Source organism: Profundibacter sp., assembly GCF_965277155.1.
Taxonomy (GTDB): Bacteria; Pseudomonadota; Alphaproteobacteria; order Rhodobacterales; family Rhodobacteraceae; genus Profundibacter.
Window position 1 is genome coordinate 359,904 of sequence record NZ_CBDIBV010000011.1, and the last position, 20,529, is coordinate 380,432.

17 protein-coding genes, 1 tRNA gene and 2 pseudogenes are annotated in these 20,529 nt (G+C 57.0%); 6 read left to right on the forward strand and 14 right to left on the reverse strand.

From position 1 onward, the window contains the following. Positions 1–39: 39 nt before the first annotated feature. From ACQY4M_RS14375 to ACQY4M_RS14385, 3 genes are all read right to left on the reverse strand, one after another. Positions 40–1,473, reverse strand: coding sequence for an NAD(P)-dependent oxidoreductase (locus ACQY4M_RS14375; RefSeq protein WP_428545438.1), 1,434 nt, complete (start codon positions 1,471–1,473; stop codon positions 40–42). A 158-nt stretch (positions 1,474–1,631) separates the two neighbouring features. Further along, positions 1,632–2,438, reverse strand: a complete 807-nt coding sequence (locus ACQY4M_RS14380; protein WP_428545441.1) for an undecaprenyl-diphosphate phosphatase — start codon at positions 2,436–2,438, stop codon at positions 1,632–1,634. 18 nt (positions 2,439–2,456) lie between these two features. After that, positions 2,457–3,443: a complex I NDUFA9 subunit family protein gene (locus ACQY4M_RS14385; protein WP_428545444.1), complete on the reverse strand. Its 987-nt coding sequence runs from the start codon at positions 3,441–3,443 to the stop codon at positions 2,457–2,459. 139 nt (positions 3,444–3,582) lie between these two features. Between ACQY4M_RS14385 and ACQY4M_RS14390 the strand changes: the two genes are divergently transcribed. The 3 genes and pseudogenes from ACQY4M_RS14390 (at position 3,583) to ACQY4M_RS14400 (ending at position 4,490) form a co-directional block, all read left to right on the forward strand. Further along, a tRNA-Leu gene (locus ACQY4M_RS14390) sits at positions 3,583–3,668 on the forward strand. Positions 3,669–3,945: 277 nt separating this feature from the next. Next, positions 3,946–4,149 (forward strand): annotated as a pseudogene (locus ACQY4M_RS14395) (Arm DNA-binding domain-containing protein); the annotation flags it as partial. 35 nt (positions 4,150–4,184) lie between these two features. Further along, positions 4,185–4,490 carry an enoyl-CoA hydratase-related protein gene (locus ACQY4M_RS14400; protein WP_428545447.1) on the forward strand — a complete coding sequence of 102 codons (306 nt, stop codon included), beginning with the start codon at positions 4,185–4,187 and terminating at the stop codon, positions 4,488–4,490. Here ACQY4M_RS14400 and ACQY4M_RS14405 read toward each other — a convergent pair. After that, complete coding sequence (locus ACQY4M_RS14405; RefSeq protein WP_428545450.1) at positions 4,468–5,235, reverse strand: arylesterase; 768 nt, start codon at positions 5,233–5,235, stop codon at positions 4,468–4,470. The genes ACQY4M_RS14400 and ACQY4M_RS14405 overlap by 23 nt on opposite strands. On the opposite strand from ACQY4M_RS14405, the gene ACQY4M_RS14410 reads away from it, so the two are divergent. Beyond that, positions 5,153–5,788 carry an ABC transporter ATP-binding protein gene (locus ACQY4M_RS14410; RefSeq protein WP_428545453.1) on the forward strand — a complete coding sequence of 212 codons (636 nt, stop codon included), beginning with the start codon at positions 5,153–5,155 and terminating at the stop codon, positions 5,786–5,788. The two genes, ACQY4M_RS14405 and ACQY4M_RS14410, sit on opposite strands and share 83 nt — an antisense overlap. Continuing rightward, positions 5,785–7,815: an ABC transporter permease gene (locus tag ACQY4M_RS14415; RefSeq protein WP_428545456.1), complete on the forward strand. Its 2,031-nt coding sequence runs from the start codon at positions 5,785–5,787 to the stop codon at positions 7,813–7,815. The genes ACQY4M_RS14410 and ACQY4M_RS14415 overlap by 4 nt, the downstream gene beginning before the upstream one ends. 37 nt (positions 7,816–7,852) lie before the next feature. Here ACQY4M_RS14415 and ACQY4M_RS14420 read toward each other — a convergent pair whose 3' ends face one another. The 10 genes and pseudogenes from ACQY4M_RS14420 to ACQY4M_RS14465 form a co-directional block, all read right to left on the reverse strand. Continuing rightward, the gene (locus ACQY4M_RS14420) at positions 7,853–9,079 is read right to left on the reverse strand and encodes an IS256 family transposase (RefSeq protein WP_428539582.1); all 1,227 of its coding nucleotides are present in this window, start codon (positions 9,077–9,079) and stop codon (positions 7,853–7,855) included. A 603-nt stretch (positions 9,080–9,682) separates the two neighbouring features. Beyond that, positions 9,683–10,726: an IS5 family transposase gene (locus ACQY4M_RS14425; RefSeq protein WP_428539227.1), complete on the reverse strand. Its 1,044-nt coding sequence runs from the start codon at positions 10,724–10,726 to the stop codon at positions 9,683–9,685. Between the two features lie 140 nt (positions 10,727–10,866). Further along, positions 10,867–11,604, reverse strand: coding sequence for an SDR family NAD(P)-dependent oxidoreductase (locus tag ACQY4M_RS14430; protein ID WP_428545459.1), 738 nt, complete (start codon positions 11,602–11,604; stop codon positions 10,867–10,869). Next, positions 11,601–12,914: an FAD-binding protein gene (locus tag ACQY4M_RS14435; protein WP_428545462.1), complete on the reverse strand. Its 1,314-nt coding sequence runs from the start codon at positions 12,912–12,914 to the stop codon at positions 11,601–11,603. Before ACQY4M_RS14435 ends, ACQY4M_RS14430 begins: the two co-directional genes overlap by 4 nt. Next, positions 12,895–13,902 (reverse strand): lysylphosphatidylglycerol synthase transmembrane domain-containing protein, encoded by a 1,008-nt coding sequence (locus ACQY4M_RS14440; protein ID WP_428545465.1) that lies wholly within the window; start codon positions 13,900–13,902, stop codon positions 12,895–12,897. The genes ACQY4M_RS14435 and ACQY4M_RS14440 overlap by 20 nt, the downstream gene beginning before the upstream one ends. Before the next feature lie 157 nt (positions 13,903–14,059). Beyond that, positions 14,060–14,686, reverse strand: coding sequence for a 3-oxoacid CoA-transferase subunit B (locus ACQY4M_RS14445; RefSeq protein WP_428545468.1), 627 nt, complete (start codon positions 14,684–14,686; stop codon positions 14,060–14,062). 2 nt (positions 14,687–14,688) lie between these two features. Continuing rightward, positions 14,689–14,937 (reverse strand): hypothetical protein, encoded by a 249-nt coding sequence (locus ACQY4M_RS14450; RefSeq protein ID WP_428545471.1) that lies wholly within the window; start codon positions 14,935–14,937, stop codon positions 14,689–14,691. A gap of 9 nt (positions 14,938–14,946) precedes the next feature. Continuing rightward, complete coding sequence (locus tag ACQY4M_RS14455) at positions 14,947–15,642, reverse strand: CoA transferase subunit A (RefSeq protein ID WP_428545474.1); 696 nt, start codon at positions 15,640–15,642, stop codon at positions 14,947–14,949. A gap of 143 nt (positions 15,643–15,785) precedes the next feature. Further along, on the reverse strand, positions 15,786–18,389 hold the full coding sequence (gene topA / locus ACQY4M_RS14460) for a type I DNA topoisomerase (RefSeq protein WP_428545477.1): 2,604 nt from the start codon (positions 18,387–18,389) through the stop codon (positions 15,786–15,788). Between the two features lie 188 nt (positions 18,390–18,577). Continuing rightward, positions 18,578–18,997 (reverse strand): annotated as a pseudogene (locus ACQY4M_RS14465) (DNA-processing protein DprA); the annotation flags it as partial. Positions 18,998–19,091: 94 nt separating this feature from the next. Between ACQY4M_RS14465 and ACQY4M_RS14470 the strand changes: the two are divergent. Continuing rightward, positions 19,092–20,342: an IS256 family transposase gene (locus ACQY4M_RS14470; protein WP_428545480.1), complete on the forward strand. Its 1,251-nt coding sequence runs from the start codon at positions 19,092–19,094 to the stop codon at positions 20,340–20,342. Positions 20,343–20,529 lie beyond the last annotated feature (187 nt).

Below are 20,529 nucleotides of genomic sequence, written 5' to 3' on the forward strand. Positions count from 1 at the left end.
CATACGCAGGGCAGACGTGTTCCAGACCGTCGTTTTCGCCTATTCCGCCGCCACGCTGGCCGCTTCATTCAGATAGTTCAAAATCGAATCTGCCGCCTCGCGCCCGTCCGCAATTGCCCACACCACCAGCGAGGCCCCGCGCACGATGTCGCCCACGGCAAACACCCCGTCGATGGCAGTTTCATGGGTTTTGAAATCGGCCTTGATGGTGCCCCAACGGGTCACTTCCAGCGCGCCTTCGTCCCACAATGTTGGCAGGTCCTCGGGTGAAAAGCCCAGTGCCATAACCACCAGATCAGCCGGTTCGGTATAATCCGCGCCTTCAATCACTTCGGGGCTTTGCCGCCCCGTTGCGTCCGGCGCCCCAAGGCGCATTTTCTGCACTTTCACACCCTCAACCGGATCCCCGACAAAGCCGTTGGGCGCGGTTTGCCAGACGAATTCCACGCCTTCCTCTTCGGCATTCTGAACCTCGCGCATACTGCCAGGCATGTTCTTTTTATCACGCCGGTACAGACACTTGACAGATTTTGCCCCTTGACGGATCGCGGTGCGTAAACAGTCCATCGCGGTATCACCTCCACCGATCACGATCACCCGTTTGCCTTCAGCATTCAGTTCGCCGCTTTCATATTCCGGCACCTCGTCACCAAAGCCAACGCGATTGCTGGCCGTCAGATAATCAATCGCCCGCACCACACCTTGCGCACCCACACCGGGGGCCTGCAAATCGCGGGACTTATATACACCGGTGGCAATCAGCACCGCGTCATGCTGGCCGCTAATGGCCTGAAATGTCAAATCTTCTCCTACATTGCAGTTCAGCACAAACTGAACGCCCGCGGCCTCGAGCTGTTGAATCCGGCGCATCACCACCTCTTTTTCCAGCTTGAACCCCGGAATGCCATAGGTCAGCAAACCGCCCGCGCGGTCATAACGATCATAAACCGTCACATGAACCCCTGCCTGCCTCAGCCGATCAGCAGCCGCCAAACCACCGGGGCCAGCGCCGATAATGCCAACAGATTCAACACGTTCCGCATGAGGCAGGTTCGGTTTGACCCAACCATTTTCCCACGCCGTATCGGTAATGTATTTTTCAACCGCCCCGATCGTCACCGTTCCATGACCCGAATTTTCGATCACACAATTGCCTTCGCACAACCGGTCCTGCGGACAAATGCGGCCACATATTTCGGGGAAAGTATTGGTCGCCTGACTGATTTGATATGCCTCTTGCAACCGCCCTTCGGCCGTCATCAGCAACCAGTCGGGAATGTTATTGTGCAGCGGGCAATGCGATTGGCAAAAGGGCACACCACACTGGCTGCAGCGGCTGGCCTGCTCGGCCGCTTTGGCCTTGGCGAATTCGGCATAGATTTCATCAAAGTCGTGATTGCGCACACCGGCATCCCGCTTTTGCGGCATATCCCGTTTCACATCAACAAATTTCAACATCGGTTGCTTGGCCACAGTCCAGACTCCATCTTTTTCCTGCCACCCCTCATAAAGGGAGCATCCGGAAAAGAAAAGTCATAACTAGTGACCTAATATTAACTTTTTGCGGATTTCAACACCGCCCATCGGGCTATTAGTTAATTAATTAGTAAGTATTGCTTACCTATTTTTATTTACCCAACAAAAACAAGCCCCAACAGCGCCGCGCCGCCTACAATAATTCGCCACCAGCCAAACAAGGCATAGCCATTTTTACTGACATATCCCAGCAACCACTTAACCACAAAAACGGCCGTAACAAAGGCCGCAACAAAACCGATGGCGATTTCATTCAGCGCGCCAGCATCCAGAACATCACGATTCTTGTATAGATCATAGGCAAAGGCGCCTGCCATTGTCGGCATCGACAAAAAGAATGAAAACTCAGCCGCCGCACGCTTGTCAGCCCCCATCAACAGCGACGCCACAATCGTTGATCCCGATCGCGAAACCCCTGGAATCATCGCCAGAGTTTGTGCAAAGCCGATTGCCAGCGACATGCCCAGAGGAAAGCGCATCGCATCATGATACCGCGGGGTCAATTTCAGACGGTCCACCCATACCAGGATTATCCCGCCCAGAATCAGCATAATTGCAATCAGCATGGGCGTTTCAAACAACACTTCTTTGATAAAATCATGCGCCAATACGCCAATCCCCACCGCAGGCATAAACGCAATCAGGATCGACATGATAAACCGGCGCGATTGTGGATCATTTGGTGCAGTGCGAAACACATGCCACAGCTTGCCCGAATAGATCGTCAGGATCGCCAGAACCGACCCCAGCTGGATCACCACCTCGAAAGTTTTGCCCGCCGATTCAAACCCCAGAAAATGGCCCGCCAACAATAGGTGGCCGGTCGAGGATACCGGCAGGAATTCGGTCAACCCTTCCAGCACCCCCAGAAACAATGAAACCAGCGTGGTGCTGTCAGTCATAGGAACCTCTTAAATGGACTAGGCTTTGCGAAGCTTCTTGGCTGATTCCTTGATCGAGGCATATTCGCCCGATGGGCGGAACCGCCACAGGTATTCCGGTGCAACAGCCTCGAATGGTGTCGGCTTGATCCCCAGATCCGCCAGCCCGCGCGCCCCTTCGGACACCACGTTGTTATGTTTCAACAACCGCACCTGATCACGCGACAGGATCGTGTTGGGAATCAGCCCCCCTGAAACCGCCTGCATCATATCAAAACCAAAGTCCATGACAGACCCGACCCAGAACGGCAGATTCACCACCAAACGGCGGCGCTGGATTTCTTTCAGCATAAAATGGATCAGCCCCTTTAACGTATCCACTTCCGGTCCGCCCAATTCATAGACACCTGTGGGCACAGCGCCAGTCAGGGCAACTTCGGTAGCCGCGGCAACATCATCGACATAAACCGGCTGAAACAGTGTATTGCCACCCACCACCGGCAGAACCATCGAAAATGTTGTCATCTTGGCAAACCGGTTAAAGAACTGGTCCTCGACCCCAAACACCACAGACGGGCGCAGGATGGTTGCATCGGGGAAATAGGTTTTGACGCTCTGCTCGCCCAAACCTTTGGTGCGGGCATAGTTGCTATCACTGTCCACATCTGCCGCAATCGACGACAGATGCACCAGCCGCTTGACACCCGCAAGCGATGCCAGTCGCGCGACCCGCTCGGCCCCCTCGTGGTGAACCGCGTCAAACTTGTTCTTGCCCAGATTGTTCAGAATCCCTACGCAGTTCACCACCGCGTCCGCACCACGCATCGCATGCCGCACCGAGGCGTCATCGCGAATGTTGCATAATTCCGGCTCGACCTGCCCGACCACACCGTAGGTCTGCACGAACAATGCCTCGTTAGGACGACGCACCGCGACACGCACACGCCAGCCCGCTTTGGCCATCCGCCGCGCAATGTATCGTCCGACAAAACCGGACCCGCCGTATATGGTGACAAGTTTGGACATGGTGAAACCTCCGATCAATTGTTGTTTTCTCAATAGCTTTTTAAGGGCCGGGGGACAAGCCAAGATGATGCAGCGAAAAAATACTGTTTCTCCCGTTGACACCCCCCCCGAGTCCCTATAATTCGCCCCTACGACACCTGCCCAGGTGGCGGAATGGTAGACGCGCTAGCTTCAGGTGCTAGTGTCCTTACGGGCGTGGAGGTTCAAGTCCTCTCCTGGGCACCAAAAAATCTTCTCATACATGCTCATATCAGCCCAAAATCAATTGTATTTCAGTGATTTATCTATAATCGCGGCCCCATAGCTGAATATACAATACCCCCATTTCACAGCTATTTGGGGGTATCGGTAGGGGTAATACCCCCAAATGCAATTGTCCGAATTTAGATCAACAAAAGCAAAAAGCCGGGAAAAATCCTGTAAACTGGCCGATGGTAGTGGACTGTTTTCGCTTGCGAGACCCAACGGATCAAAACTCTGGCAGCAGTAATACCGGCACCTTGGGAAAGAGCGATTGTTGTCACATGGGAAATATCCCGATGTCACACTCGCCCAAGCACGCCAAAAGCTTCATGATGTGCGTGCTCTCTTGGCTGATAGAAAGGATTCCGTGTCCAAGAAGAATCTTGACCGGATACATTCGGACACCTGCGCAGGCTGGATGTTGACGGAACTGTTGCATGACATCGCCGGATCAATGGGGTAGGTATTTGCCGGTTTTCGTGATGATCCGGTTTGCGTGTGACCATCATTACAGGGGCGGGCGACAAAGCCCTTTGCCCCGGCCGGGATTTGAAAGCCGAAGCTGACGGGGATGCGGTGGATGGCATTGCCTGCAGTTGTGGGCTTGTGCTGTTGTTTTCTTGTGATTTGATCGTGGTGGCGGATCACACCAGTTTTGCCCTGTCGGAAACCCGGACTGGCACAATTACCGGTGTCGCATCACCAAATCGTTCAATTTATTGCTTGCGGGCAAGCAATATCAACGATTGCACCACAGGACCGATCACTTCAACGATTTTCCCTACACCGGATGCATTGGGGTGAATACCATCTGCTTGCATGTATTTTTGTGCCGGAATTGTAGCGGACCCTTCAAACAGCGGAGCAAAAAATCTGCTACAAACAGAGCCCCGAAATCTTTGGCCAGTTCGGGGTACATTGCGTTAAACCGGGCTTTGTAATCTGATCCAAAATTTCCTGGTGCTGGCATACCGACCAACATCACAGGCAATTCGTGATTATTGGCAACGTTCAGGATTGCAGCGATGTTCGCGCGGCTTGTTGCGGGGTCAATGCCACGTAAAATGTCGTTGCCGCCCAGGATTACAATCAGCCCCTGCACATCCGGGGTTAGTGTCCAGTCAATGCGAGATAAACCGCCTGCCGTTGTGTCCCCTGACACGCCAGCGTTCAGGATGCGCACATCTTCACCTTGTGCTTTCAACCAGTTTTCCAACTGAGGCACAAAACCGTCTTTGCGCGGCAATCCATAGCCTTGGGTCAGACTGTCACCAAGAGCAGCAATAACAACAGGTTCCGCTACCATTGCCGATGGGAGGCATAGGAAGAATATAGCCAGCAGCAACTTGAAGCGGCGCCCACATGCCCCATATACAAAGGCAGCACTTTCATAAAGAATGGCGGCTATGTCCGAGACAATCCTTACCCTAAAAGACGTCCAGCTTAGCCTTTCAGCCAATGCTGGTGTGGTTGAAATTCTACACGATATATCGTTGGACGTTGCCCGCGGTGAAACGCTGGGTTTGGTTGGGCCATCGGGGTCTGGCAAATCGTCTCTCCTGATGTTGATGGGTGGTCTGGAACAGGCCACGGCTGGCGAGGTGCGCGCGCTTGGCCAGAACCTGACCGATATGAACGAGGACGCGCTTGCCCGCTTTCGTCGTAATCATATGGGCATAGTATTTCAATCTTTCCACCTTATTCCAACAATGACCGCGCTGGAAAATGTCGCCACCCCGCTGGAACTGGCGGGGGTTGTGGATGCGTTTGAGCGGGCCGAAGCCGAATTGAATGCATTGGGCTTGGGCGCAAGGATTGACCATTACCCGTCGCAAATGTCGGGTGGCGAGCAACAGCGGGTTGCACTGGCGCGCGCCTCGGCCACGCGCCCTGAAATATTACTGGCGGATGAACCAACCGGCAATCTGGACGAAACCACAGGCGCATCGATCATCGACGCCATGCTGGGATTGCGCGAGCAATACGGTACGACAATTATACTGGTCACACATGCCGCTGATCTAGCTGCACGCTGCGACCGGATTGTGCGGCTTCGCAACGGGCGTATTGATTCCGAAACCCGCCAACAGGCAGCCGAGTGAGCCTGTCGATTGCCACACGCATCGCGCGGCGCGAATTGCGCGGCGGATTGCAGGGGTTTCGCATATTTCTGACATGTCTGTTGTTGGGGGTCGGCGCGATTGCAGCCGTTGGCACGGTGCGTGTCAGCATTGAACAGGGGTTACAACAAGAGGGCGCAACGATACTGGGCGGGGACGCCGAGGTTTCCTTTACCCACCGATCAGCGGGCGACGAGGAACAGGCGTGGCTGGCGAACACAGCAAATGCCCTATCCGAAATCATCGACTTTCGCTCGATGGTGGTGGTCCAGCGGGGCGAGACGATTGAAACCGGTCTGACACAGGTCAAAGCCGTTGATAATGCATACCCTTTATATGGCGCGATCGTTTTGAAACCGGATATCCCGCTGGGCCAAGCACTGGCCGTAAAAGACGCACTACCCGGTGCGGTGATACAACAGATCCTGATTGACCGGTTGGGCCTGACGATTGGCGACCGGTTCCGGTTGGGCGAACAAGAATTTCGCCTTACAGCGGCGTTGATCCGCGAACCTGACAGTGCCGGCAGCGGCTTTGGCCTGGGTCCACGCACCATTGTTGCAACGACAGCGTTGGCACAATCCGGCCTGATCCAACCTGGATCCTTGTTCAAAGTGCATTACCGGATGTTACTGGCGCAAAACGCCAATCTGGATCAGCTGAAATCCCAAGCCGAGGAGCAGTTCAGCACCCGTGGCCTGCGTTGGCGTGACAGCCGCAACGGTGCCCCCGGTATCCAGCTGTTTGTCGAGCGGATCGCCTCGTTTCTGGTCATCGTCGGCCTTGCCGGTCTGGCCGTTGGCGGGGTTGGGGTTTCGGCGGCGGTGCGCTCGTATCTCGGGGGTAAAACCGCCACCATTGCCACGCTCAAAACGCTTGGTGCAGACGGGCGTACCATATTTCAGGTCTATATGATCCAGATCGGGGTATTGACCATTCTGGGGGTCGGTCTGGGGGTGGCGTTCGGGGCGTTGGTGCCACTGGCTTTCTCTCCGCTTATCTCGGCGGCGTTGCCGATCCCTACCGATTTCACCCTGCATATTCAGCCGCTGTTTCAGGCTGCGGTTTACGGGTTTCTAACGGCGATCCTGTTCACCCTGTGGCCACTGGCCAAGGCCCGTGATATCCGCGCGGCCAGCCTGTTTCGTGACGCGGCTGGCCGTGTCAATGCATGGCCCCGTCGCCGGTATGTCTTAATAACGGGGCTGGTTTTGGCATCGCTGATTGGCGTTATCACAGGATTTTCCGAAATTCCAAAATTGGCACTTTGGGCAACAGGCGGGATTGTTGCAGCCCTATTGCTGTTGATGCTGGCCGCATTGGGCCTACGCAGACTAGCAGGCTGGATGGGGCGCTCGAAATGGGTGCGCGGCAAGCCTGCTTTGCGTCTTGCGTTTGGCGCAATCGGTGGCCCTGGCAGCGAAGCCGTGCCGGTGGTGCTGTCACTGGGTCTGGGCCTGACTGTGCTGGCCGCCATCGGCCAGATCGACACCAACCTGCGCAATGCAATCGCCCGCGATCTGCCTGCGATTGCGCCTGCCTATTTCTTTATCGATATCCAGAAGGATCAGCTGGAACCATTCCTGACCCTTGCGCGCTCTAACGCTGGCGTTACCCAAGTGGACGCTGCCCCAATGCTGCGCGGCGTGATCACCCGCATCAATGATATTCCCGCCGCAGAGGTCGCAGGAGACCACTGGGTGATCAGAGGAGATCGCGGCATTACCTATGCCGAGAACCCGCCGAAGAACTCTCGTATCACGCAGGGCGAATGGTGGCCCGCCGATTACACCGGCCCGCCCCTGATCAGTTTTGCCGAGGAAGAAGCAAACGAAATCGGCCTGAAAATCGGCGACATGTTAACGGTGAATATCCTTGGCCGTGATATCACCGCCCGCATTGCCAATTTACGCGCTGTGGATTTTTCTGACGCCAGTATCAATTTTGTGGTCACGATGAATCCTGCCGCACTGGCTGGTGGGTTGTATCTCGAAAGTGGTGGAAATTGATTTCAGGCACCTCCGAGCGGGTTGAGTTATGCGCCGGTCAGGCGGCTTGGTCAAGGGTTGCGTCGGCGACGGGCTGAGCGAGCGTTTCCCAGCCATCGACCTTTCGCATGACGATCTGCCCCGAGGCCATCAGAGCCCAAAGCAGCATCGGCACGGTCTCGGCGCATGGCAGCACGGTCTGGGTCTTGATGCGGCGGCGGAATTCCTCGTTCAGGCGTTCGATCGCATTTGTCGTTCTGGCCGATTTCCACTGGCCTTGTGGCAGACGCGTGAAGGTGAAAAGCTTATCTCCTGCTTCTTCCAAGCTGTCAGCGACGGCCTTGCATTTCAGCCGCCATTTTCGCAGAAATGCCTTGCGGCGGGTGGCGATTTCCTCGGGTGTTTTGGCGTAGATCATGTCGCGGTAATCTTCTGTCAACTCATCATGCATACGCTTGGGTGCCTTGGCCAGAAGGTTGCGGTGCTTGTGCACCGTGCACCTCTGGATCGGCAGATCTTCACCCCAGAGGGCAATGAGAGCGACCTCAAGTCCCGGTGCCCCGTCCACGATGACAAATTCGGGCCGTTTCAACCCGCGCGCATCCAGATCGTTGATGAACTGACGCCAGGCGGAGGTGCTTTCGCCGCCCATGTTCATCAGTGATAACAAGACCTTCTGCCCATCCCGGCGCACGCCAATCGCGGCCAGAACCGAGATATTGGTGGCCTTCCTGTCAATCCGCGTTTTGATCACGGTGCCGTCCAGGATCAGCCGCACGATGTCTTCATCCGCAAGGCTGCGGGCGCACCACGCCTGCCAGTCCACCTTCACCTTGCGCCAGGCGCGGCTCACCACATCCTTGCTGACCGCCCCCTGAAACAGGCCGAACAGGGCGCGTTTTACCCGCCGTGTGTTGGTGCCCGAAAGGTAGACAGCAGCGATCAGCGCCTCGGCCTTCTTCGTCAGCCGCTGGTAGCGGGGCAATGCCTTCGAGCGCCATTCTCTGGCCTTGCCGGCCTCGCCTGTGATCCGCGCACGCGGCACGCGCACCGTTTCGGTTCCAAATGTTCCGACCAGTTGCCGCTCGCGATGCCCGTGGCGGTATCCGGCCTTTGCCCCGCCGCTGCGGCCATACCGGCAACGGCCCAGAAACTGCTCCAGCTCCTCTTCGAAAACCGCCTCGATCGTCGCGCGGATGTTCTGGCGCAGCCGGTCTTCAATCGGGTCATAGCCTGCTTCATTGGCCAGTAGCGCGGATGTCGATGTTGCTGTATTCTTTGTCATGGCGTGATCTCCTTGGCGGTTCCAGCCGCCGGTTGGGTGGCTTCGATGCACCCGGAGATTACGCCGTCCTCGAATTTCCACCAAACTCGCGACACTACCTGTCCAATTTTTCGGGACCACTTCACCACACCGATCCGGCGGACAGTCTCCCCTAGCAACACAACCGCATAGTTCACCCCTGACGGCGGCGACAGCCACGTAGGCGGCAGCTCGTCCTGTCCCAAAATAAGGGGCAACCTCCGAGGAAATCCTGCTCTACCCGCATCCTAATGTTCGGATCAGCCACAAGGCGGGGGGTCCGGCGGCGGGGGCGGCGACTTATCTGCACACGGACCAGCTCGGCTCGGTGCGGGTGATGACGGGGGCGGATGGGGCTTCGGACAAGGCCCAGAACCCGGGAAACATATTCGCATATATTGTTGCGTTACCGGGTTTGCTACGATTAGACTAAAGGGAACCTCTGTAAATTCCCGTTTTCGCCTTCTTCGCGGCGGGGTGGACGGTTTTTCGCCTGTCCCGCCTGATTGCTTCGGATCATAAACCCATTTTCACCGGTTTCAAGCCGGTTTTGGGTATTTCAGGCACACCTCACCCCATGAACCCTTATCCCGGCGCCGCCAGGCCGCATTCGAACTGGACGAAGCGCTTCATGTTGTAGACCAGGTTCATCATCCCGATGCGAAATCGCGCCCGCTTCAGGCCGATGGAGCGGATCAGCTTGCCGCCCATGGAGCGCTCCTGAAAAGCGAATACATGCTCGACCCGGACCCGCACTTTCGAGCGCCTCCGGTTGGCCTTTTGCTGGCGCTCGCCAAGCGGCTTGCCGCGCCTGCCCTTGTGATGGATATGGCTGTGAAGCCCCCGCTCTTCCAGCTCGCTTTCGATCTTTTGCGAGCGATAGGCGCTGTCGGCCCACAGGTCCGATGAGGTGTTGCTCGCATCAATCAGACCGGCAAGCGCCTGGCTGTCATGCACGGCGGCATCGGTGACATCATAAGCGCGGATGAATTTGTGCCGCCGGTCGACATTGATGTGGTTCTTGTAGCCGTAATAGCTCTTGCCGTGCTTCTTCGTCCAGCGCGCATCCACGTCCTTCTGGCGCTTCTTGTGGGGTTTTTCCTCCCACTCTTCAGGCGTTTCGCCCGCCTTGATTTTCTCGTTCTCGTCCCTTTTGTTGTGCTGGCGCGGCGCCGGAACGATGCTCGCATCAACAATCTGCCCGCCCATCGCCAGATAGCCCTTTTCGCGCAGAAAGGCATCGAACTTGTCAAACAGCTCCTTCATCTTCCCGGCCCCGGCCAGCCTTTCACGGTAGGCCCAGATGGTCTTGGCGTCAGGTACGCTGTCTTCAATGCCAAGGCCGAGAAACCGCATGAACGACAGGCGGTCGCGGATCTGATACTCGATCTGATCGTCAGAGAGGTTGTAGAGCTGCTGCAAAACCATCGTCTTGAATATCAGCACCTCATCCCAAGGCGGGCGGCCAGCGTTGGATTTGCGCTGTTCGGGCGGCGTGCGCCATATGGCCTTCAGCTCGTCCCGGTAATCCTCGAACGGCACCATGTCGTTGAGCAACACCAGCGGATCACCAGATTTGTCCAGTCCCGCGTATCGGCTGGAAAGATCAAAAAATCCCATCTGACCCATGACAAAACCCCGTCGGTCGAATCATTTTCATCCTGATGACGATTCTACCCCGTCAGGCCGGATTTTGGGGGATTTTTAGAGGTTCCCCCTATTACCGTTCTTCAAATATCCCCGCCGGAGGCATAGAATCTCTTTGGGGCCTAGATCGACATCTTCTTGAAGATGAATTCGGGAATAGAGCGGATAATCAGCATGATATAGCGCCAGAAAAACGGCGTGTAGATCACGTTTCGCTTTTTATCCACGGCCTTCAGAATATCCGCCGCCACCTTTTCGGGTGTGGCGACCAGAAACATCCCCTCGATCCCCCAGGTCATGCCGGTATCGACAAACCCCGGTTTCACCGTCACCACATGGCCACCAGCCCGCGTCAGACGGTTGCGCAGACCGGATAGATAAGTGGCAAACCCCGCCTTGGCCGCGCCGTAAACATAATTGCCGATCCGCCCGCGGTCCCCCGCGACGGATCCCACACCAACCGCGCAGCCCCCGCCGCGCGCTTCCATTTCCGGCGCAATCCCTTGCAGGAATTCCGCAGGCCCCGTGAAGCTGTCCTTCACCACACCTTCGATCAGCGACGGGTCAGCGTCGATATCCTCTTGCGGCGGCATCGAGCCAACGAATACGGCGACATTGATCATCCCGTCCTCGCGTAAGGCCCGCTTGTAGATCGGCGTAAAACTCTCGCGTTTGCGGGCGTCAAACTTGACCGCTTCGGCCACTGGCGCGCCGCGTTGGGCACAATCGGCCGCACTGCGTTTCAGATCGTCCATGTCGCGACCGGCCAGCAACACCCCGTCGCCCCGTTCCGCCACGGCCCGCGCAAACGCCTTGGCCATTGATGATGTGGCCCCCAATATGATCCAGGTCTCGCTCATGATTTGCTCCTCAGATCCAGTCGGCGGATGATGTCGGTGGTGTAATGCCCGTCAGGATCGGCTTTTTGCACCTCGGCCAGAAAATCGGCAAATTCGGGATACATCGGTTTCACCTGCGCCCCCGTGGCAATCGAATCCTTGGCCAGGTAAATCCGCCCGCCTGCGGCCTGGGCCATGTCGATCAGCGACTGGATCAAATCCTCGGCGCCAGAGCGGTTCGGGAAATCAACCGCCAGCGTGTAGCCTTCCATCGGGAACGACATATAGCCACCGCGCCCATCGCCCATGCGTTTCAAAACAGCCAAAGGTGAGGCAAGGCCGGAATTGGCAATTATCTCAAGCATCTCGCGCAGGGCGTCGGCCTGTGCAATCGGCACCACACATTGAAACTGGTGAAAGCCGCGCTTGCCATAAAGACGGTTCCAGTCATGGATCGCATCCAGCGGGAAAAAGAATTCGGAAATCGGTTTCACCGTGGTGCGCCCTGATTTGGGCACGCGGCTGTAGTAAAGTTTGTTGAACAGCCGCACCACAAGTTTGGACAGGGCAAACCCCGGCGCATTGAACGGGATCGAGCGCGATTTCTTCGGCTTAGGCACCAGCCCCGCGCCGGTTTCGCCCTCTTCCAGAATACCGCGCCCCAGATCATCGCCCTTGGCCGTGGCGTCAATCCAGCCCACCGTATAAGTGGCTTTGGAGCCGTCAAGCGCCTCTAGAAATTCGTCCCAGCCCTCGATCCGGCGTTCGGTCACCATCATCACATCGCCCTTGCAGGGGATCATCTGCAATTTGGCGCTGGCGATCACACCGGTCTGGCCCAAACCGCCAACGGTCGCCTTGAACAGGCCCGCGCTACGTTTGGGGCTGATCACCTGTTTCTTGTCGCCGTTCAGCAGGGTTATGCTGACCACATGCTGACCGAAACTGCCGATGCCATGGTGGTTTTTACCATGCACATCATTGGCAATACAGCCTGCAACAGTAGCAAATCCCGTGCCGGGCATTACAGCAGGCAGCCAGCCTTGGGGCGCAAACAGGCGGGCAAGCTCGCCGATCTGACAGCCGCCTTCCACCTCGATCACGCCGGTTTTGGCATCAAATGACAGAACCCGATCCATCCGCGTCATGTCTATCGCGCGGCCGCCGTCGTTCAGGCAGGTATCGCCATACGAGCGGCACATGCCGATTGCGGGTGATGGGTCTTCGGCGATAAAGGCCTCAAGCGTCGATTCGCGTTCGGGGCGGGCCAGTTGCCCCGTTGCCCTGTGAACCCGGCCCCAGCCGGTATAATCAGCGGTTTTCCAGCGCATGTTGTGTCCTTACAGAAATACGTTCGGCAAACGGGAAAATAAGCAGCCCGATGCCGATGGCGAACCACAGGGTTGTGATCCGGATGATTGCGGTGGCGGGCAGGCTGATTTCCAGCGGCACGCCTTCCATATGCAGCAGGGCGACCATCGCCGCCTCGGCCCCGCCAACCCCGCCGGGTGAACCCGTGGCGCCACCGGCAAGTGTTGCGAATACGAAAATGCCAACGGCGGACCACAGGCCCACATCTGCCCCCAGCCAACCCAGTAGCAGATAAAAGGAATATCCCTCGGCCAGCCATCCGGCCAATCCAAGCGCCAGTGCGGCCAGCATTACGGGGGCGTTTGAAAACTGTTTCAGGGAACGGGCCGCCATGCGCACGCGACCAAACAGGCGCGGCCAGCGGCCTGTGGCCTTATACATATAAGTCACCAGACGGGTCAGCAGGGCGGGGCGTGTGGCGATGATGGCGACGATGATCGACACCACCACAACCGGCACAGCCCCCGCAATGCCGCGGGTGGACATTGACAATGCCACCCCCAGAATGACCGCAATCGCCGCAAGGTCCGAGGCCCGATCCATCAGCACCAGCGGTGCTGTCCGTTCCACTGCCCAACCGGTTTCGCGTTTCAGCCAGCGCATCCGCACCAGTTCCCCCACACGGCCCGGCGTGACGCTCATCGCGAACCCGCCCAGAAAATGGCGCATATCCTGCAACAATCCGGTGGGCAGGCCCAACCGGCGAGCAAACATATGCCAGCGCAATCCGCGTAGCAGGTAGTTCAGCAGCGACAGGCCGAACAAAATCGCGATATAGGATAGCGAAAGCTTGGCCAGTTGCGCGCGGGTTTCTTCCCAGCCCGTCGCGGCAGCCATACCGAGCAGCCCCACCAGCATCAGCGCGAACAACCCGCCCAGAATCAGCACATCCTTCCAGCGCCGCGCGGGGCGGGGCAGGGGGACTGGTTCGGGGGTTGTGCGTGTCATATCCATTAACCGCGATCTAGGCTTTAATTGGGGCGAGAATATGAAGCTGTTTCGCAAAAGGGAACAATGCTGTGGCGGTTTTGTGATAAAGTGACCCTGAAAGCGCGAAAAGCCCCGCAATTGCAGCGGGGCTTTGGTTTTTCAGGTAAATATCGGCTTATACCAGCGTTGCTTCGGTCGCGGCTTCTATCTGTTCCTGCGTAACTTCGGGGGCCAGCTCGACCACCTTCAATCCGCCTTCGACCACATCCAGCACGCCCAGATTGGTGATGATCCGGTCCACCACGCCCTTGCCGGTCAGCGGCAGGGTGCATTCCTTTAACAACTTGCTGACACCGTGTTTGTTGGTGTGGTCCATCACCACCACCACACGGCCCACACCCGCCACCAGATCCATCGCGCCGCCCATGCCTTTGACCAGCTTGCCGGGGATCATCCAGTTGGCCAGATCACCGTTTTCGGCGACTTCCATCGCGCCCAGAATTGCCATGGCAATTTTGCCGCCACGAATCATGGCAAAGCTTTCGGCGCTGTCGAAATAGGCGGTTTGTGGCAGTTCGGTGATGGTCTGCTTGCCGGCGTTTATCAGATCGGGGTCGATTTCATCCTCGGTGGGGAAAGGCCCCATGCCCAACATACCGTTTTCAGATTGCAGGGTCACTTCGATCCCGTCCGGGATATAGTTGGACACAAGCGTCGGGATGCCGATGCCAAGGTTCACATACCAGCCATCCTGCAGTTCCTGTGCTGCGCGGGCAGCCATTTGATTGCGGTCCCATGCCATGTTCAGGTCTCCTCCCGATCATCTAGTTCGAAAACAATATCATTGATTGCCATCTCGATTTCGCCCAGCTTGTGCATCATCATCATGGACTTTGCCGTTTCAATGACCATCGCGTTATGGGCCGAGGAAACCTCGTTGGGGAAATGCGCATCAACCAATTTTCGGGCCTCGATAATCCAGTCATAAAACTGTGATGGAATGTCGTTACGGCGCTTTATGTGGGCTTCGCTTGGTTGGTTTTCTTTGCTCATCCTGCCCTCCTATGCTTCGCGAATTGTGCGTTGCTCGATGCGTTTTTCATGGTCACCCTGAATAATGCGGTGAACATAAATGCCGGGCATATGGATCAGGTCGGGGTCAAGGCTGCCCACCGGTACAATTTCCTCGACCTCGGCCACACAGATTTTGCCGCATTTACCAGCGGGGACGTTGAAATTGCGCGCGGTTTTGCGGAAAATCAGGTTGCCGGTTTCATCGGCTTTCCATGCCTTGATGATTGACAGATCGGCGACAATCCTGCGTTCCAGAATATAGGTTTCGCCGTCGAAATCCTTGTGCTCCTTACCCTCGGCAATCACCGTGCCCACACCGGTTTTGGTGTAAAATCCGGGGATTCCGGCGCCACCGGCGCGCATCCGTTCGGCCAAAGTGCCCTGCGGGTTGAATTCCAGCTCTAACTCGCCGCTTAGATACTGGCGCATGAATTCGGCGTTTTCCCCAACGTAGGAGGACATCATCTTTTTGACCTGCTTGGTTTGCAACAAAATACCGATACCGAAATCGTCCACACCAGCGTTATTGGATGCAAATGTCAGATTCTTGACGCCTGCGTCCTTGATGGCATTCAGCAGCAATTCCGGAATACCGCACAGGCCAAACCCGCCAGCCGCGATGAACATTCCGTCCTTTAGCAAACCATCCAGCGCCTCGGCAGCGGATGCGTAAATCTTGTTCATGAATGGACCCCCGATATTTGTGTCACTTGCAACGATGTGTGACGGGGGACGGGGCAAGAGTCAATCTGGGTGATGGCGGGAAAACCGGTTTTGCGCCGCTTCACAAAAAAGAAGCCCCGGAACATGTCCGGGGCGTCATGGCATTAACTCTTTTTGGCAGCAGGATTTTTCTTGGCCGCGGGCTTCTTTTTCGCTGCCGGTTTCTTCTTGGCCGCTGCCTTTTTCTTCGGTGCCGCCTTCTTGCGCCCACCCTTTTTCGCGGCCTTTGCGGTGATCAGTTCTACCGCCATGTCCATGGTTACATCTGCCGGTTCCACGTCCTTTGGCAGGGTCGCGTTGACCTTGGCCCATTTCACATATGGCCCGTAACGCCCGTCCATCACGTTGACGGGGCCGCCTTCGGAGGGGTGTTCGCCCAGTTCTTTCAAAGGCTTGGCTGCGGTGCGCCCGCGTCCGCCGCCCTTGGCTTTTTTCTCGGCCAGCACTTCGACTGCGCGATTCATGCCGATAGTGAACACCTCTTCCACATCGGGAATGTTGGCATAGAGTCTTTGTTCCTTGCCATCCTCGTCCACCGTGGTGTGCAACACATAAGGCCCGTAACGGCCAATGTTGGTTTCCACCTTGCCACCATCGGGGTGGGCACCCACAAAACGCGGCAGGCTTAGCAATGTCAGTGCCTTTTCCAGCGTCATATCCTCGGCTGACCAGCCCTTGGGCAGGCTGGCGCGTGGCGGTTTTTTGTTGTCCTCGGTGACTTCGCCGCGCTGCACATAGGGGCCGAACCGGCCCGAGCGAAGCGAGATTTCATCCTCGCCATCCATGCCTAGAACACGATCGCCATTTTCACCATTTTCCCCGCCCAGCGGACGGGTATAGCGACATTCGGGATAGTTGCCACAGCCAACAAAACCGCCACTACGCGAGGTTTTCAAATGCAGTTTGCCTTCACCACACAGCGGGCAGATGCGCGGATCGGACCCGTCTTCGCGCGGCGGATACAGCACCGGCGCCAATGCTTCGTCCAGCTTGTCCAGCACCTCGGAAATGCGCAATTCGCTGGTTTCGGCTATCGCGGCGGAAAAATCTTTCCAGAACCGGTCCAGCACGTTTTTATAATTGCGGTTGCCGGCGGAAACGTCGTCCAGTTCCTCTTCCAGATTTGCGGTAAATTCATAGCCGACATATTTGCGGAAGAAATTCAGCAGGAAAACCGTCACCATCCGCCCCTTGTCCTCGGGGAACAGGCGGTTCTTTTCCTTGCGAACGTATTCGCGGTCCTGAATCGTGGTGATGACGGACGCATAGGTTGACGGGCGACCGATGCCCAGCTCTTCCATGCGCTTGACCAGGGTTGCCTCGGTGAAGCGGGGCGGGGGTTGGGTGAAATGTTGCTCGGGGGTGACTGAAGATTTGTCAACCGCGTCGCCCTCGGAAACCTGCGGCAGACGCTTGTCGTCGTCATCCACCACCGTATCATCGCGGCCCTCTTCATAGACGCGCATAAACCCATCAAACAAAACCACCTGACCGGTGGCACGCAAAACGACCTGCCCGTCATCGCTGCCCACATCAACGGTTGTGCGCTCAAGGCTGGCCTGTTCCATCTGGCTGGCCAGCGTGCGTTTCCAGACCAGATCATACAGCTTGCGCTGATCCGCCTCCAGCCGCGCCAGTTTGCCCGCGTCCACCGACATATCGGTCGGGCGGATACATTCGTGGGCCTCTTGCGCGTTCTTGGCCTTGTTCTTGTAGATGCGCGGTTTGGCGGGGACATAATCCTTGCCATAGCGGGTTTCGATTTCGGCGCGGGCGGCGGTTACGGCCTCGGGGGCCATGTCGATGCCGTCGGTCCGCATATAGGTGATGTAACCGGCTTCATACAGGCGCTGGGCAGTGCTCATCGTCTGGCGCGCACCAAAGCCGAATTTGCGCGAGGCCTCTTGTTGCAGGGTCGAGGTCATAAAGGGGGCAGACGGATTGCGGTTGGCCGGTTTTGCATCGACCTTCTGTACCGTCAGATCGCGACTGTTCACCGCCTGCACGGCCAATTCGGCGGCTGTGCTGTTTTCCAGATCGAATTTGTCCAGTTTTGAGCCGGCCAAATGGGTTAGCCGTGCCTCGAAGGCCTGCCCGCGCGGGGTGGTCAGGGCGGCTTTGACGCTCCAGTATTCGCGGGCCTTGAAGGCCTCGATCTCCATCTCGCGCTCGACAATCAGGCGCAGGCAGACCGATTGCACCCGTCCGGCCGATTTCGCGCCGGGCAGTTTGCGCCACAAAACCGGCGACAGGTTGAACCCCACCAGATAATCCAGCGCGCGGCGGGCAAGGTAGGCCTCGACCAGCGGCATATCCACCTGACGCGGGTTTTTCATCGCCTCGGTCACGGCAGACTTGGTGATGGCGTTGAACACCACGCGGGAAACGGGGGTGTCTTTCTTGATCGATTTGCGCTTGCGCAGCGCTTCTTCCAGATGCCAGCTGATTGCTTCCCCTTCGCGATCAGGGTCGGTTGCGAGGATCAGTTCGTTGTCATCTTTCAGGGCGTCGGCGATGGCTTTGACATGCTTTCGGGAATCATATCCGATTTCCCACTTCATCGCGAAATCGTGTTCCGTATCGACCGATCCGTCCTTTGGCGGCAGATCGCGAACGTGCCCATACGAGGCCAGAACGGTATAGTCATCCCCCAAGTATTTATTGATGGTTTTGGCTTTGGCAGGGGACTCGACAACGACGACGGGCATGAAATTCCTCTCGACTCAGAAACAGAGCTAATGGCGGCGCAAAAGAGGGGGGATCGGATCAAATGTCAATGGGGGATGGAATTTGTTCTTGATACAGACCGGCCTGAACCCCTTCCAAATGGTCCAAATATCCCCGCCGGAGGCATCAAAGTTATTGGCAGCGTCTTTGGGTTTAACAGGTCCTGACCCTAATTCGCGAGCGACAATAATCCGCCAGGCGCGCGGATGATTTTGCCGTCCAGTTCAAGGTTCAGCAATTCAGGCGCCACCTTTTGGCTGGGCAATTCCAGATCACGGATCAACTGGTCTTCGGCCACGGGGCTGGGGCCAAGCCGTGAAAGGATCTCGCTATGCAATTTCGAGGTATCCGTTAGGCTGCGTTCGGGCTTGGGGGGCTGTTTCGGTGTTGGCGCCGGTTGGGCGGCCTGTTCTTTGCCGATCGCTTCGATCACATCTTCGGCGGATCGCACCAGCGTTGCCCCGTCCCGCAGCAATGCGTTGCAGCCAAAGGCGCGGGCATCGAACGGATGCCCCGGCACCGCCAGCACCTCGCGCCCCTGATCCAGCGCGTTTCTGGCGGTGATCAGACTGCCGGATCGTGCGGCAGCGAGTAATGCCCGAAAGTTGGTGATGGGGTGATTGGGTGGCATATCATGGCGGTGTTGACGCGCCGCGATTCTCAGAGAGAAAAGGATATGCCACATGGAAGACGATACTATTTTGGAGTTTACCGATCCAGCCGGAATTTCACCTGATCCGCTGACGGATATCTTGCGCAAAGGCGCGCGGGATCTGTTGGCACAGGCGGTCGAGGCCGAGGTTTGTGATCTGATGGCGCAACACGCGCATTTGAGGGATTCGGCCGGTCGCCAGCGCCTTGTTCGCCACGGATACCTGCCGGAGCGCGAGGTGATGACGGGGATCGGCCCTGTCCCGGTGAATGTGCCTCGGGTGCGTGATCGTGGCACGGGGGCGGAGAAGATCAGGTTCACCTCGACGCTTCTGCCGCCGTATCTGCGCCGGGCAAAGTCGGTCGAGGAGTTGTTGCCCTGGCTCTATCTCAAAGGTATTTCCACGGGTGATTTCGGCGAAGCACTGGCGGCCCTTCTGGGGCCTGATGCGGGTGGTTTGACATCGAGCACGATTTCGCGCCTGAAGGCGGAGTGGTGGGCAGAATACGAGCGTTGGAACCGGCGTGACCTGTCGGCCAAACGCTATGTGTATTTCTGGGCCGACGGGGTTTATTTCAAGCCGCGCACGGATGCTGACAAGCAATGCATGCTGGTGATCATCGGCGCGGACGAGTGGGGTAACAAGGATGTTCTGGGCCTCGTGGACGGGTATCGAGAAAGCAGCCAGAGCTGGCGTGAACTGCTGCTGGACTTGCAACGTCGTGGCCTCAGAAAAGCCCCTGATCTGGCCGTTGGTGATGGCGCGCTCGGCTTCTGGAACGCCTTGCGGGAGGTGTTCGGTGAGACCCGGGAGCAGCGCTGCTGGGTGCATAAAACCGGCAACGTCCTGAATGCCATGCCGAAGTCGCTGCAAGCCAAAGCCAAGTGTCATCTACAGGACATCTGGATGGCCGAGAACAAACGGGACGCCGAGGCCGCGTTCAATTTCTTCATCGAAGCCTATGGCGTGAAATACGAGCGTGCCGTGGGGAAGCTGACCAAGGACCGGGACGTGCTGCTGACCTTCTACGACTTCCCTGCCGAGCACTGGAAACACATCCGCACATCCAACCCCATCGAAAGCATATTTGCCACCGTGCGGCACCGAACGAAGAAGACCAAAGGCTGCCTCGGGCGCAAGACCGCCTTGGCAATGACCTTCCGCCTGATGATGTCGGCAAAGAAGAAATGGCGTAAACTCGACGGCGCATTCCGATTGCCGGAAATCATCGAAGGGGTTGAATTTAAGGACGGGATCAAGCAGGAAAAACATGCCGCCTGATTACTGCGTCACCAACTTTTGGGCATAGCTCCAAAATAGAAGGGAAGCCCCCAAATGGATTTCGCTATTAATCCGCCCAGGCAATACAGAATATATACAGTTACTATTGTCGTGAAAGATATCACGAAAGGAATTGTAAACGGCTTTGCATCTGGTAATTTTCCAATTGTCATAATGTAACCAGATT

Excerpts from the sequence above, each read along its gene's own strand:
- ACQY4M_RS14440 (WP_428545465.1), bottom strand. The coding sequence starts at position 13,902 with ATGACACGCACAACCCCCGAACCAGTCCCCCTGCCCCGCCCCGCGCGG.
- ACQY4M_RS14430 (WP_428545459.1), bottom strand. The coding sequence starts at position 11,604 with ATGAGCGAGACCTGGATCATATTGGGGGCCACATCATCAATGGCCAAG.
- ACQY4M_RS14420 (WP_428539582.1), bottom strand. The coding sequence starts at position 9,079 with ATGACAAAGAATACAGCAACATCGACATCCGCGCTACTGGCCAATGAA.
- ACQY4M_RS14380 (WP_428545441.1), bottom strand. The coding sequence starts at position 2,438 with ATGACTGACAGCACCACGCTGGTTTCATTGTTTCTGGGGGTGCTGGAA.
- ACQY4M_RS14385 (WP_428545444.1), bottom strand. The coding sequence starts at position 3,443 with ATGTCCAAACTTGTCACCATATACGGCGGGTCCGGTTTTGTCGGACGA.
- ACQY4M_RS14425 (WP_428539227.1), bottom strand. The coding sequence starts at position 10,726 with ATGGGTCAGATGGGATTTTTTGATCTTTCCAGCCGATACGCGGGACTG.
- ACQY4M_RS14470 (WP_428545480.1), top strand. The coding sequence starts at position 19,092 with ATGGAAGACGATACTATTTTGGAGTTTACCGATCCAGCCGGAATTTCA.
- topA (WP_428545477.1), bottom strand. The coding sequence starts at position 18,389 with ATGCCCGTCGTCGTTGTCGAGTCCCCTGCCAAAGCCAAAACCATCAAT.
- ACQY4M_RS14445 (WP_428545468.1), bottom strand. The coding sequence starts at position 14,686 with ATGGCATGGGACCGCAATCAAATGGCTGCCCGCGCAGCACAGGAACTG.
- ACQY4M_RS14435 (WP_428545462.1), bottom strand. The coding sequence starts at position 12,914 with ATGCGCTGGAAAACCGCTGATTATACCGGCTGGGGCCGGGTTCACAGG.
- ACQY4M_RS14455 (WP_428545474.1), bottom strand. The coding sequence starts at position 15,642 with ATGAACAAGATTTACGCATCCGCTGCCGAGGCGCTGGATGGTTTGCTA.
- ACQY4M_RS14450 (WP_428545471.1), bottom strand. The coding sequence starts at position 14,937 with ATGAGCAAAGAAAACCAACCAAGCGAAGCCCACATAAAGCGCCGTAAC.